Raw genomic sequence first — 12,465 nt, forward strand, 5'->3', positions numbered from 1 at the left:
TGGAAATGAGACATTTGGCACTGGCAGTTTGGTCACTAATCATTTAGCTTGTTACCTTTCCACTTCTAGACAGTAAAGAGAGCATGATGATTACCACCGACAATTTGATACTGACACCTGTATGTGAAGCGGATCTCGATATCTACTCAGCGATTCTAGGTTGTAATGAGCTGACGAAATACTTGCCGAAAGGTGAGGCCTATACTGCCGAAGAAATAGAGCTGTATGTTCATAATCGAGGGCGACACTGGCAGCATGGTTTTGGCTCTTACGCCATAAGATTAGCAAGCGATCCTGAAACTAAAATTGGTTACGTTGGTGTTGAGCAGTGTCAAGATCCTGCGTATAGCGATATCCGTTATGCTCTGCTGCCTGATTATCAGGGTAAAGGTTATGTATTTGAAGCGGCTCAGGCCGTGATCAGAGAAACCTTTAAAGCCAACAAACACGATAAGATCTATGGCGTTGCCCTTGAAGCCAATCTTGCCTCGCTGGCGATACTGAAAAAGCTCGGTATGACCCAAGAAGTCAATACACGACTCTACGGTGAAGTTGAAGGGCTAGAAACTTTCGCCCTCGATAAGTCCGCGTGATAGAGAGCAGTCGCTATGGTTAGTGCTTAACACGTCCGCGCAGGGATTTAGTTTGCGACTTGATTCCCTTACTCTTGAGCCTGCGCTCTTTAGACGCTCTGGTTGGCTTGGTTTCACGGCGTTTTTTCTGCACGACCATCGCGGAACGGATAAGATCCGCTAAGCGATTGAGCGCATCCTCTTTGTTCTGTTCTTGGGTACGGAACTGCTGCGCTTTGATAGTGATGACGCCCTCTTTAGACAGACGAGAATCCTTGAGCGCAAGGATACGTTGTTTGTAGATGTCCGGTAAGGTCGAGTGTTTGACGTCAAACTGAAGATGAATCGCTGAGGAGACCTTGTTGACGTTCTGACCACCGGCCCCTTGTGCGCGAATGGCAGTCAGTTGGATCTCCCAGGATTGAAGGGTAACGGTATTAGAAATCTTCAGCATTAGCGGCTTACTACAAAAACAGACACCGACCTATTGTAGCCTTACTGAAACTCTTCGCCATGGTTTTCGAGTTTTTTGTGGCCACACTTCTGACAGACCACATAGCGATCCACCAGCTCCAGCGAAGCCAGCGCGCCACCGACTGCAACACCAGTAAAGAAACCTGACAGGAAGGCTTTAAACTGCTCTTTACGACTCTTTCCATACTGAGACGGTTTCTGTTTCATTACTTCTTTGTGCTCGGTTTGTTGAGCACATTTTTCACACCATTGGACAGTCATACAATCACCTTACAGCTTGGTTAGGTTAACTCAATGTTCTGGCGCGACCGGATCATCGCGTCTTCAAATAGGGCATAGTGGCGAAAAGGATCTCGTCATAGCGGCCGCTTTGTTTCATGTTGCGTAGAACTTGTTCTAGCTTTGGCACTAGTTCTGCGTGGCGTTTGTGGAGATAGGGATAAGAGAGGTTACTCCCTACCTGACCAACAACCTGAACGCCGGCTAGAGTGTAATCGTAGTGGCTTTGCATTGTTTTAAGGCCAATCACCTCAAGAACAATAAATACGTCAGAACGTAGCTTGATCAGTTTCTGAAAACCTTGATCGCTTTCATCAACAATTTGTAGGTTTCCAGGATCAACAACAGCGGCCAGATTTTTCTTGCTCCACGCTGAACCACGCAGGTAATCGACGCGGAGATCACTATCTATCAGACTTTCTAAGCCGCTGATTTCGAGAGTGGGATCGATGCTAAACGCTAAGGTACGATTTTCAAAGATAGGCTCGTCAACACGAATCTGATTTGGATTCTGATTGGCGTAACCAAACACCCTTTGCGGTTCACCATCGACTTTGCCATGGTTAGCCATTTGCGTGGCACGCTTGCTTGGATGGAGCTCATATTGAAACTCAAACCCTAATGTAGCGAAGGCTTCCTGATAGACTTTTTGGTAGAAGGCGTACTGTGGATTGTGAGCAGGGTCGTGATTGAACGCCATCGTAAATGTGTTACTGGCAACTGTCGGGCAGGCCAGGAAGACACCAAGTAACATACTCAGGTATATACAGAGCTTCTTTTGCACCACACTGCGTAACATCTCGATTGTCATTTCCCCACAATTTGCGCACTTGAGTCGGCCTCTAGTGTGATTCAAGCATGGGTCAATAGCGCAGCTTGTTCAATAATCGGCCAATTAGCGACAGTTTAATGGGAGTCGATTCATATGTCATTATTAGCAATTGGTAATTTATGATTGCAGTGCTGAATAATAAAACTCTAGGGGACCATTGAGCATCTCAATGTTAAGTTCGCTGTCTGGCTGGCAGTTGAGTGCTAATACGAAACCATGCAGATAGTCGGCCAGCAGGTGGATTGCGTTGGTGCTTTTGGCGCTATCAATCTTAAGCGGCTCAAGGATCGCATTAAAACGTTCGATAAATACCATTGCTGGGCTATCCGACTTCATCTTCAGCAGGGTTTCTAGTAATCCTGAGTGACGATGCAACAGTAATACATAACTTTGGCATAATGCTGTGAGTTCATCACGCCACGGGTCTGCCAGGTTAGGCTGATAAATCTCTTCGATTAGCGACACTGCAATGGCTTCTTGTAAAGCATCTTTATTGGCGAAGTAGTAGTAAATTGCCATCGCATCTACGCCTAACTGAGCTGCTAACTTCCTGATGCTCGGCATTTTTCCGTCTCCGGTCATCAGAGCTTTTGCCTGAGTGAGTATCACTTGCTCACTCAGTTGCCTTTTATCACCTTGTGGTCGACCACGACGTTTTTCCTTGACAGACATCTTAGATTCTCATTAAGCTTAGCTAAATTCTACAGTGTAGAATTAATAATATCTCAACTAGGCTGAGATGCAACTATTTACCTTTCGGAGTGCAAAGCATGGCTAATATTGTATTTATCGCCACAAGTATCGATGGCTACATCGCTGATAAAGATGGTGGGTTGGATTGGCTACACAGTGTGCCAAACCCTGATAATGTCGATATGGGATTCGGTCCTTTGATGGAGCAAGTCGATGCTTTGGTAATGGGCAGAAATACTCTGGAAATGGTGCTCAGTTTTGACGTCGACTGGCCATATTCAAAGCCTGTATTTGTTCTTAGCAATACTATGACGGAGGTTCCGGAAGGTTATCAGGACAAGGTTTTCCTGATTAATGGCGAACTGACTCAAGTTGTTTCTGACCTGAACCAGCAGGGCTATCACGATCTCTACATTGATGGTGGAATCACGATTCAGAACTTTCTTGAGCAAGAGTTAATTGATCAACTGACTATTACCACCATACCAGTACTACTTGGTGGTGGAGTTAAGCTATTTGGCGATCTAGAAAGCATGCAGAACTATAAATTGGTCGAAAGCACGGTCTATCTGGATACCATCGTTCAGAGTCACTATGCTCGAGTGCGATAAAAGTGACTGCTTAACCTAGCGTTAAGCCCAGAATTTAACGCGTCTTTATTACGATCAGGCTCAGGGTATAACCAGAGCCTGATCGCTATCGGCAGTGTTTCGCTATTAGAAAACCTGCTTGATTGCAGCGTTCGCACATTCCACATCAAGGTGTCCGCCCGGAGCGCCACCTACACCAATAGCACCAATTAACTTGCCATCCAGCTCAACCGGAACACCACCTGCAAGCATTAGTAGGTTGTCGTCCATGTTTTGTAGTGGTTGCAGGATAGGTTTATCAGCAATCAGCTTCATCAGGTTACCCGAAGGCTGCTTCATACTCGCGACGGTAAATGCTTTCTGTCGAGAACTGTCGAGGGTATGCACTCCGGCGCCATCAGCTCGTAATTGAGCCAAGACGTTGCCCGACAGATCAACGACTGTCGCAGACACTTTGTAACCCTTAGCCTGACATTGATTCACTGCCTGACTGGCTAGGTTAAAAGCAGACTGAGACGAGATCTGCGTTACTGAGACCGTGTGACTTGAGTTGGCAGCCAAAGTGCTGAAAGAGGTTGAAAGCAAGCCAAGAGATGCGGTTAGTAGACCTAGTTTGATGTTTTTCATGTTCACTCCTGTTAGACATGTTTGTTTTCAGTAGGACTATCCTAACCAGCGGCTAATTACCGTAAGCTTTCCCAAACATTACCAATGTGTAATCTTGGTTAAATTCCCACAAGGTTGTTGGTAGAGTAGAACCATCAGATTGGTTTGGCACAGTGACAACACGGATAGCGATGAAAATACTTTTGATTGAAGACGATGCTCATATTGCTCGTTTCCTGATTAATGGATTTCAACAACAGGCATGCACCATTACTCATGCGGATAATGGGGTTGATGGCTTACATGAAGCGGTTACGCAAGCCTACGATGTCATTGTGCTCGATATCATGCTGCCGGAGAAAGATGGCTTTGAAGTGTTAGCTCAGTTGCGCGGAGAGGGGCATACCACTCCGGTGATTATCCTCAGCGCCAAACATTCTGTTGAAGAGCGCGTGTTGGGATTGCAATCGGGAGCCGATGATTATCTGGTCAAGCCGTTCGCCTTTCCGGAGTTGTTTGCCCGATGTCAGTCATTAGCTCGCCGTGGTAAGCAGAATCAGGCGCAAAGTCATACCCTGAGTTACAGTGAACTGTCGCTGGATCTGTTCAAGCATACCCTTCAGCGTGCAGGCAAAACACTGCACCTTAATCAACGCGAGTTTATGTTGATTAAGCTGATGATGGAGCACCCGGAAAGTGTGATCACCAAAACTGCGATTCTGGAACAGGTCTGGGGTCACCAGTTTGACCCGCAAACCAACGTCGTGGATGTGCTGGTATGCCGACTGCGTGGCAAAGTTGATAAAGGTTTTGATACTCCTTTGATTCATACGCTCAGAGGAGTCGGTTATGTCCTCAAGTCATAATATCGAACAGGCACTGAACAAGGCGCAGCACACCTTATTAATGCGATTTATTGCCATCTTGATGCTGGTTTTGTTGCTGGTGGAAATAGTCGTCGGCGCTATGTTTTTCTACGATCTGTATCGGACTGAGAAAAAGATCCTGCGCTCGATGGCGACCGAATACCAACGCATTCTGACTTACGATTCTGCTCAACGACTTGTTCATGTCATGAGCGCCAATCCGCATCGTCTGATTGAAAACAATATCCGCGCATATTCTGTCGAGAACGATAGTGGTACTGCGCCAACCTTTGTCGCTGGAGATGAGAATTTTAAGTTTGACGGGGCGCTTGAGCAGTTCACTATTGATGACAAATTCTGGTTGAGCGCATTCGTTTTCAACCCTTATATGTCGCTCAAGATAGAGGGACAGGCGCAAGATTTCTGGTTGGTGCTCGATAATCAGGCGCGCTACTCGATCGCTTTTAAGCAGTGGTTGATGACCTTGTTTGCCTTGGCCTTACTGGTGGCGATAACGGCATGGTTTACACGCCGAATCATAGTCAGTGCTATGTCTCCGTTAGTGACGCTTGGTGACCTGTTAGACAAGCTCAAGCAGGGTAAGCTGGAGTGGGTAGAACAGTCGCAATCCGCACCTCAGGGATTGAGCGTTGTAAGCGCCAGTGTTCATGAGGCGGTGGCACGGCTTCATCATGTCACTACCACACTTAACACGACGGTTGATGCAATCGCCCACGATATCCGAACACCACTGTCGCGCATTACACTCTCATCCCAGTCTGCGTTGATGGATCAACCAAACCCGCAACAGATGCAAAATGCCCTAGCTGACTGTGCCGAGTACGCTATGCAGGCTAACAACATGCTCACAGCGTTGATGAAACTAAACGATGAACTGACAGGTAAGCGTCAGCAACAGAGCATATCGACTGACGTCCGTCAGGTCATCGAAACCGTTGCCAGTTGGTATGAAGATGTCGCGGATGAGAAAGGTATTGCTCTGACGAAAGATGTTAGTGCTTCACTCATGATTAACTCCGATCCGGATAAACTGACTCAGATTCTGGTCAACCTGCTCGACAACGCGATCAAGTACACTGATTCAGGCGGCACTGTGGTTATCAAAGCGTCTCAGCACGATGTTCAACAGGTTGAAATTGAGGTTGCTGATAGCGGAATTGGGATCGAAAAGCAGTATCAGCAATTGGTGTTTGAACGCTTATATCGGGTCGACACCAGCCGAAGTAATGTTCAGGGCTATGGACTGGGTTTGTCCCTTGCCGCCGCGATGGCGGAAAATCTGTCGGGCCGAATTTCATTAGAATCAGCGCCAGGGCAAGGCACCAGGTTTACGGTCACTCTGCCGGTCGACTCATGAGTGAGACACCTCCTCGATATGAACGAGCATAAGTGGATTTAGCTGCCAACTGCACTAGCTTTAACAGGGAACTCAAAACGGTTAGGTGACAGTATGCAAATGAATCCGGTAGGTTGGTTTGAAATCTATGTTGATGATATGCCACGAGCGAAGGCATTTTACGAAGCACTGTTAGACACATCACTTGAGCCTCTCGAAGATGTCGCGAAAATGGGCGTTGAGATGTGGTTATTTCCATCGGATATGGAGAAGTATGGTGCTTCTGGCGCGCTGGCAAAAATGGACGGTGTCGCGGCAGGTGGTAACAGCACTATGGTCTACTTCTCATGTCAGGATTGTGCGGTTGAGGAATCTCGCGCTGAAGCGGCGGGTGGCAAAGTGATGCACAGTAAGTTTGCAATCGGTCCGCATGGTTTTATCGCTGTAGTGGCAGATAGCGAAGGGAACATGATTGGGCTTCACTCTATGAGCTAAACAAAACGCCCCCGAGGTGAGTCGGGGGCGTTAATTTTAGTTGATAGTCGCAGCGGTTTGGTGACCCATTGCGATAAGCGTATCGAGGATCTTCTCACCATCGGCACGCAGTCCGTTGTGCTCGTACTCGTTGGTGATCCACGCTTGCGAATTTGGTATCTGCGCCAGGGTTTCACGACTAATATCCATTTCGACAAACATATCATCGGCGTAGACTGCGCAGCTTACAGGTACCTTATTGCTGGCAAGAACCTCTGCGTCGTAGAGCGGTTGCCAGTCCTGTTTGGACGCTAACAGCTCTGCGGCTTGCTTAAGTGGTTTGAGGCAGTGGTATTGGTCAAACATCCATGGGAAGACCATCTCACCTGTAAACAGGAACGGCTTAGTCGAGTCGTAGTTAAAGGCATCCTGATCCTGACGCACACGATGAGCACTCCAGTCTGAAGCAAATCCCTGACAGTAAATCGATTCGTGCAGAATTGCGTAGATAGGGTTGGTCTGGAAACCTTGTTCCATCAACATGCTGTTGAGGAATTCGTAACGTAGTTGCGGTTTACCATTCACCTCAATCAAAGCATTTTCCAGCGCGTAGTAGGTTGGCAGGAAGGTATCACTCATTCCGAAGTTGATACCAATCTGCTGGAACTGCTCAACGGTGAAACGTTGTCCGTTTGGCAGAAACTCTTCGTTTTCAATCAGGTGGTCAGCAATCTTCTTACATAACTGTTGAGCCTGCGGGAACTGTTTAAAGAACGCCTGATTTTTCTGCAAAGTGCGTTTAAAGGTCGCCTGATACACCTCATCAGGGTGGCGATGAATTGATGGCACGCCGCCAGTAATGAAACTGCGAGAGAGACTTTCAGGAAACAGCGAAAGGTATGTCAGTGAGCAGAAACCACCAAAACTCTGACCGAGTATCGCCCACTGGTTCACACCAAACTGCTGGCGAATAAATTCTGCGTCACGAACGATGTTGTCGGCTCGGAAGTGGCTGAGATACTCCGCCTGCTGTTCGGCAGAAAGCGGCGCCAATGTTTGATGAGTGATCACCGAACTATTACCTGTGCCACGCTGATCGAGCAGCAGAACTCGGTACTCTTGCAGGGCACGTTTTACCCAGCCATTGTGGCCATTCTGACGTGGAGACGGGAACCCCGGTCCACCCTGAAAATAGACCAGCCAAGGCTTAGTGCTTTCGCCATCGGCGACCAGTGACAGTTCGCGAGCAAAGACTTCAATCGTACCTTGTGAACTATCGGCGTAGTTTAAGGGAACTTGGAAATAGTGCGGCGTGTATTTAACACCTGCATCAATAAATTGGTGAGCATTCATAATAGTTATCAGGACTTCCGTGACTTGTGGATGGCGTATCTTAGCCTGATGTGCCACAGATACCAATTGATGTTTGATGGAGTGAGGCTTGTGTAAGCTTAAGCAAAAATCTAAGTGACCAAGTTCAACTTTCTGCTTATGCTTACGCCTGAGTAAATCAATTGATCGACTCAAAACTCATAGCTAACTAAAAGAATCAATAAATATGAACTACTTTGAATCTCCTTTTGCGGGTAAACCGCTAAATCAGCAAGTGACCAACCCAAATATTATTGTTGGTCGCCATAGCTACTACTCTGGCTACTATCACGGTCACGGCTTTGATGACTGCGCCCGTTATTTAAATCCAGACCGGGATGATGTCGATAAGCTCATCATAGGTAACTTCTGTTCTATCGGCTCTGGTGCGGTGTTTATGATGGCGGGAAATCAGGGCCATCGTACTGACTGGATTTCGACCTTTCCATTTTTCTATCAGGATAACCAGCACTTTTCAGCGGCTGAGGATGGCTTTAAACGGGCTGGCGATACTGTCATTGGTAATGATGTGTGGATTGGCTCTGAGGCGATGATCATGGCTGGCGTAAAAATTGGCGATGGTGCCATTATTGCCAGCCGTGCAGTTGTGACCAAAGATGTCGCGCCGTATGAAGTGGTTGGCTCGAATCCGGCTAAGCATATCAAGTTCCGCTTCAGCGACGATCAAATAAGCAAGCTGAGTGCAATGCAGTGGTGGCACTGGAGTGATCAACAACTCTCCGGAGCAATGCCGTTGTTATGCTCTGCCGATATTGATGGCTTGTACCACTACTGGCAACAACAAGTACGATAAAAACTAAGCGTGCTTTTGGTAACTTGAGATAATGGTCGTATTCGCTACCGACGCTGCAAAATATTGGGCTTTTATCTCAAGGTAGTGACTGTCAGTAAAAAACTTTCCGCAGCTGTCTGGCTCGGAAAGTTGATTGTGAATACGCGGTTTATCGGCTCTTCTACCTGAGAGAGCAATACTTCCGAAACCGTAAAGTCGAAACCAAACCCGCCACCATATGAGTCCAGAATCGGTTTCATTGCCTGACGATACTGCTCATATACATTACTGTCCGATACTTCCAAGCCAACTAACATCTCGTACATTTATTGCTTCCCTATCGATTAATTGTGGCGACTAATACAGGCCATAATGCCGATTTTCCATTATCAGTTCAATTTGCCCTCAGTCAGCCCCGTAATTAGTCATTCAAATTTTTCAAACAAGCTGTTCGTTTTTACCCTCTGTATGCACTGCACCTCGCTCTCTAAACTACAAACAACTAAGGAATTTGGAGGCGATTATGGCAAACCGAGTTATTAAGCAAATCATCCGCACTCATGAAACGTCTGATGGCGACGGAGTGAAAATTCAGCGTGTAGCTGGTTTTAACAATGAGCAGTTCTCACCATTTCTGATGGTTGATGAGCTGAAATCGGATCAACGCAAAGACTATGTTGGTGGCTTTCCTCCACATCCACACCGTGGCATTGAAACTCTGACCTATATGCTCAAAGGACACTTTCAGCATCGTGACCATATGGGTAACGTTGGTGAACTTCGCAGTGGTGGCGCTCAATGGATGGCGGCGGGCCGTGGCGTGATTCACAGCGAAATGCCAATTATGGAAGAGGGCGATCTGCACGGTTTTCAGATTTGGATTAACCAGCCTTCACGCGACAAGATGAAACCAGCTGAGTATTTTGATTTCCAACCGGAAACCATTACTGAGCATACCCGAGAAGATCTAGGCCTGTTAAGAGTGTTGGCCGGCAACCTGATTGCGAATGGTGAGGCGTTACATGGTCCACTAGACAGGACAGGCGTTGAACTGAGTGTCTCTGACTGGCGTTCCGAACAAGGACAGCAGCTTACCATTGAGGTACCAGAACACTTTAACATGATGGTTCTTAGCTACCAGGGCTCAGTAGCTATTGATGGACAAACAATCAAGCAAGGTGAACTTGCATTGCTGAGTAAAGGCGACAAGGTAACACTAACCAGTGGCGAGTCGGGTGGGGTACTTATCTTCTCTGGTCAACCGATTGATGAACCTGTTGTCCATTACGGTCCATTTGTCATGAACAGCATGGCTGAAATTGAGCAAACCATCCGTGACTACAACAGCGGAGTGTTTGAAACCTACTAACGCATCCTTTGCGGTCTGTTTTAGACCGCTGAGTAACAAAACGAACTATCCATTGCCAGTTCTTTTTGTCTTGCCACACTTTCGAGTGTGGCTTTTTTATTTTTCCGAATGGGTTGTCGAACTTAGGCTATCTAGCAAGATTAACATTGATACAGTTTCACCTTACTGCTTAGTCATACAAAACTTTTCAAATTACCAGACTCGCCATTTTACTTTAAATAATTATATTTTCAGTCAGTTAAATTGAGGCTTATATTATTACTTTCCAAGTCTTGAGAAATTCATATTCCATTTGCACAAACCGTTAATTTTACTGCTACCGTTATATTTATAAAGTAAATCCGACCAGTTTATAACCATCTAATAGTAGTGGTTTTTCTGTAGGGTTAATAATAAATTTAATTGGTTAGGGAATATCAGTATGTTAATTAGGAAACTTCAGAATGTCTCAATTGCGGCCAGGGCATGGTCGATACTTGGATTATTTGCGATAGGTCTATTTGCTAATACTTTTATTAATATCGATACCTCTCGTCAACATATGCGCGAAAATTACGAGCGAGGAGTTGAAACTCTGGTTCAGAGTGCAGTCAGCGTTATCAAACATTACCAACAACAGAGTGAAAGCGGTGCCTTAAGCAAAGAAGAGGCGCAGGCCCGAGCATTAGAAACCATCTCTGCAATGCGATTTGATGATGGCAACTACATTTTTGTCGGTGATCGTGAAGGTTATCAGCTTGCGACAGGTGTGTTGTCGTTGTTAGGTAAGAACATCATGAACTTACAGGATAGTAAGGGTGCCTATTTCGTCAAAGAGCTGTATCAAACGGCGCAAAATGGTGGAGGGTTTGTTGATTACTATTGGAAGAATCCGGACAGCGAAACTCTTGCGCCAAAAACCAGCTACGCGGTGATGATTGAGCCTTGGGGATGGATGGTCGGCTCTGGGGTGAACATGGTCGCTTTGCAGGCCGTCACTCACCGTGCAGAAGTGACGTCATTGAGTTATGCAATCACTATTTTAGCCGTGTTATCACTTGTGGTGGGCTACTTCATTAAAACCATAACTTCACCATTAAAACGTACTCTGCGTGCCATGAAAACCCTCTCTCAAGGTGAAGGCAATCTGACACAGCGTTTACCGGAAGAAGGCAGTAAAGAGCTCATTCACTTAGCACGTTACTTCAACCAGTTTGTTGCTTCAATTCAATCGATTATGCTCAATATTAGTGATGCCGGAACACAGGTGTCGAAATCTGCCACTCAGTTGTCTAACTCCGTACATCACATTGATGACAGCCTCAATCAACAGCAAAATGACGTCGATATGCTTGCGACTGCAATGACGGAAATGCTCGCCACAGTAGAAGAGGTGGCAGGCAGAACATCTGAAGCTAACGAAGCAAGTCGATTCGCGGCGAAGGAGACTCAAAACAGTCATACCATCATTCAAAATAATGTCACTGAAGCCAATGAACTTGCGGAGCAAATTGCTTCCGCCGCGCAAGTGGTACAGAAGCTGGCAACTGATGCCAGAAATGTTGATACCGTTCTTGAAGTGATTCGCGGTGTCGCTGAGCAAACCAACCTGTTAGCCCTCAATGCTGCGATTGAGGCAGCACGAGCCGGAGAGCAAGGTCGCGGTTTCGCTGTGGTTGCCGATGAGGTCAGAACCTTGTCACAACGTACTCAGGAATCGACTCTAGAGATTCAGAACATTATCGAGAAACTCCAGGCGGGCGCTGAAAATGTTGTCGTAATAATGAATCAGGGGACGGACAAAGCGAATAAAGCTTCGGCGCTCTCCACTCAGGCAGGCCAAACATTGGATAAGATCAACCAAGAGGTTCATACCATTGAGGAAATGGCACAACATATTGCTACGGCCGCCGAAGAACAAACCGCAACGGTTAATGATATCAACCGCAATGTGGTTAGCTTAAGTGATATGGCGGTTTCGGTCTCTAGCGAGTCTGCGCAAATGGCGAGTTCTGGTAAAGAGCTAAGGCACGTGTCTGAAAATCTGATGAATATGATTAATCGCTTTAAGCTTGCGTAATGTGAAGGAAACGCCGTTGCCAATATCAGCTCAGTCAGGCGCGGAAATACTTTTGGCATAGCGATAAAGTTGAACGGATAAAAACCGGAACAGTTGAGAAATCTGTTCCGGTTTTCTTTTTTCTCAGTCA

General features: G+C 46.5%; 15 protein-coding genes. 8 read left to right on the forward strand and 7 right to left on the reverse strand.

The window, feature by feature from the left end:
- Positions 1–83: 83 nt before the first annotated feature.
- Positions 84–593 (forward strand): GNAT family N-acetyltransferase, encoded by a 510-nt coding sequence (locus RH46_RS15115; protein ID WP_338131571.1) that lies wholly within the window; start codon positions 84–86, stop codon positions 591–593.
- Positions 594–612: 19 nt separating this feature from the next.
- Here the strand turns inward: RH46_RS15115 and arfB are convergent, their stop codons facing one another.
- From arfB to RH46_RS15135, 4 genes are all read right to left on the reverse strand, one after another.
- The gene (arfB, locus tag RH46_RS15120; RefSeq protein ID WP_006880377.1) at positions 613–1,026 is read right to left on the reverse strand and encodes an alternative ribosome rescue aminoacyl-tRNA hydrolase ArfB; all 414 of its coding nucleotides are present in this window, start codon (positions 1,024–1,026) and stop codon (positions 613–615) included.
- 41 nt (positions 1,027–1,067) lie between these two features.
- On the reverse strand, positions 1,068–1,307 hold the full coding sequence (locus tag RH46_RS15125) for a hypothetical protein (RefSeq protein WP_006880378.1): 240 nt from the start codon (positions 1,305–1,307) through the stop codon (positions 1,068–1,070).
- A gap of 52 nt (positions 1,308–1,359) precedes the next feature.
- The gene (locus tag RH46_RS15130; protein WP_040895964.1) at positions 1,360–2,136 is read right to left on the reverse strand and encodes a substrate-binding periplasmic protein; all 777 of its coding nucleotides are present in this window, start codon (positions 2,134–2,136) and stop codon (positions 1,360–1,362) included.
- A 138-nt stretch (positions 2,137–2,274) separates the two neighbouring features.
- Positions 2,275–2,829, reverse strand: a complete 555-nt coding sequence (locus tag RH46_RS15135) for a TetR/AcrR family transcriptional regulator (RefSeq protein ID WP_006880380.1) — start codon at positions 2,827–2,829, stop codon at positions 2,275–2,277.
- A gap of 98 nt (positions 2,830–2,927) precedes the next feature.
- On the opposite strand from RH46_RS15135, the gene RH46_RS15140 reads away from it, so the two are divergent.
- Positions 2,928–3,461, forward strand: a complete 534-nt coding sequence (locus tag RH46_RS15140; RefSeq protein ID WP_006880381.1) for a dihydrofolate reductase family protein — start codon at positions 2,928–2,930, stop codon at positions 3,459–3,461.
- 105 nt (positions 3,462–3,566) lie between these two features.
- Here the strand turns inward: RH46_RS15140 and RH46_RS15145 are convergent, their stop codons facing one another.
- A complete protein-coding gene (locus RH46_RS15145) occupies positions 3,567–4,067 on the reverse strand; it encodes a GlcG/HbpS family heme-binding protein (RefSeq protein WP_006880382.1) in 501 nt (166 codons plus the stop codon).
- Positions 4,068–4,237: 170 nt separating this feature from the next.
- Between RH46_RS15145 and RH46_RS15150 the strand changes: the two genes are divergently transcribed.
- The 3 genes from RH46_RS15150 to RH46_RS15160 all read left to right on the forward strand — a co-directional run bounded on the left by RH46_RS15150 (position 4,238) and on the right by RH46_RS15160 (position 6,764).
- A complete protein-coding gene (locus RH46_RS15150; protein ID WP_006880383.1) occupies positions 4,238–4,912 on the forward strand; it encodes a response regulator in 675 nt (224 codons plus the stop codon).
- Positions 4,896–6,290: a sensor histidine kinase gene (locus tag RH46_RS15155; protein WP_006880384.1), complete on the forward strand. Its 1,395-nt coding sequence runs from the start codon at positions 4,896–4,898 to the stop codon at positions 6,288–6,290. The genes RH46_RS15150 and RH46_RS15155 overlap by 17 nt, the downstream gene beginning before the upstream one ends.
- 93 nt (positions 6,291–6,383) lie before the next feature.
- Positions 6,384–6,764, forward strand: a complete 381-nt coding sequence (locus RH46_RS15160; RefSeq protein WP_006880385.1) for a VOC family protein — start codon at positions 6,384–6,386, stop codon at positions 6,762–6,764.
- 36 nt (positions 6,765–6,800) lie between these two features.
- Here RH46_RS15160 and RH46_RS15165 read toward each other — a convergent pair whose 3' ends face one another.
- Entirely contained in the window at positions 6,801–8,096 is a 1,296-nt protein-coding gene (locus tag RH46_RS15165) for an alpha/beta fold hydrolase (protein WP_006880386.1), read from the reverse strand.
- A gap of 205 nt (positions 8,097–8,301) precedes the next feature.
- On the opposite strand from RH46_RS15165, the gene catB reads away from it, so the two are divergent.
- Entirely contained in the window at positions 8,302–8,928 is a 627-nt protein-coding gene (gene catB, locus RH46_RS15170; protein WP_006880387.1) for a type B chloramphenicol O-acetyltransferase, read from the forward strand.
- 71 nt (positions 8,929–8,999) lie between these two features.
- On the opposite strand, the gene RH46_RS15175 is transcribed toward catB, so the two are convergent.
- Positions 9,000–9,233, reverse strand: a complete 234-nt coding sequence (locus RH46_RS15175) for a DUF1330 domain-containing protein (protein ID WP_006880388.1) — start codon at positions 9,231–9,233, stop codon at positions 9,000–9,002.
- A 197-nt stretch (positions 9,234–9,430) separates the two neighbouring features.
- Between RH46_RS15175 and RH46_RS15180 the strand changes: the two genes are divergently transcribed.
- The gene (locus RH46_RS15180; protein WP_006880389.1) at positions 9,431–10,276 is read left to right on the forward strand and encodes a pirin family protein; all 846 of its coding nucleotides are present in this window, start codon (positions 9,431–9,433) and stop codon (positions 10,274–10,276) included.
- Positions 10,277–10,697: 421 nt separating this feature from the next.
- Positions 10,698–12,335, forward strand: a complete 1,638-nt coding sequence (locus RH46_RS15185) for a methyl-accepting chemotaxis protein (protein ID WP_006880390.1) — start codon at positions 10,698–10,700, stop codon at positions 12,333–12,335.
- Positions 12,336–12,465 lie beyond the last annotated feature (130 nt).

This window comes from Vibrio brasiliensis LMG 20546, assembly GCF_000189255.1.
Lineage (GTDB): Bacteria > Pseudomonadota > Gammaproteobacteria > Enterobacterales > Vibrionaceae > Vibrio > Vibrio brasiliensis.

Excerpts from the sequence above, each read along its gene's own strand:
- RH46_RS15115 (WP_338131571.1), top strand. The coding sequence starts at position 84 with ATGATGATTACCACCGACAATTTGATACTGACACCTGTATGTGAAGCG.
- arfB (WP_006880377.1), bottom strand. The coding sequence starts at position 1,026 with ATGCTGAAGATTTCTAATACCGTTACCCTTCAATCCTGGGAGATCCAA.
- RH46_RS15125 (WP_006880378.1), bottom strand. The coding sequence starts at position 1,307 with ATGACTGTCCAATGGTGTGAAAAATGTGCTCAACAAACCGAGCACAAA.
- RH46_RS15130 (WP_040895964.1), bottom strand. The coding sequence starts at position 2,136 with ATGACAATCGAGATGTTACGCAGTGTGGTGCAAAAGAAGCTCTGTATA.
- RH46_RS15135 (WP_006880380.1), bottom strand. The coding sequence starts at position 2,829 with ATGTCTGTCAAGGAAAAACGTCGTGGTCGACCACAAGGTGATAAAAGG.
- RH46_RS15140 (WP_006880381.1), top strand. The coding sequence starts at position 2,928 with ATGGCTAATATTGTATTTATCGCCACAAGTATCGATGGCTACATCGCT.
- RH46_RS15145 (WP_006880382.1), bottom strand. The coding sequence starts at position 4,067 with ATGAAAAACATCAAACTAGGTCTACTAACCGCATCTCTTGGCTTGCTT.
- RH46_RS15150 (WP_006880383.1), top strand. The coding sequence starts at position 4,238 with ATGAAAATACTTTTGATTGAAGACGATGCTCATATTGCTCGTTTCCTG.
- RH46_RS15155 (WP_006880384.1), top strand. The coding sequence starts at position 4,896 with ATGTCCTCAAGTCATAATATCGAACAGGCACTGAACAAGGCGCAGCAC.
- RH46_RS15160 (WP_006880385.1), top strand. The coding sequence starts at position 6,384 with ATGCAAATGAATCCGGTAGGTTGGTTTGAAATCTATGTTGATGATATG.
- RH46_RS15165 (WP_006880386.1), bottom strand. The coding sequence starts at position 8,096 with ATGAATGCTCACCAATTTATTGATGCAGGTGTTAAATACACGCCGCAC.
- catB (WP_006880387.1), top strand. The coding sequence starts at position 8,302 with ATGAACTACTTTGAATCTCCTTTTGCGGGTAAACCGCTAAATCAGCAA.
- RH46_RS15175 (WP_006880388.1), bottom strand. The coding sequence starts at position 9,233 with ATGTACGAGATGTTAGTTGGCTTGGAAGTATCGGACAGTAATGTATAT.
- RH46_RS15180 (WP_006880389.1), top strand. The coding sequence starts at position 9,431 with ATGGCAAACCGAGTTATTAAGCAAATCATCCGCACTCATGAAACGTCT.
- RH46_RS15185 (WP_006880390.1), top strand. The coding sequence starts at position 10,698 with ATGTTAATTAGGAAACTTCAGAATGTCTCAATTGCGGCCAGGGCATGG.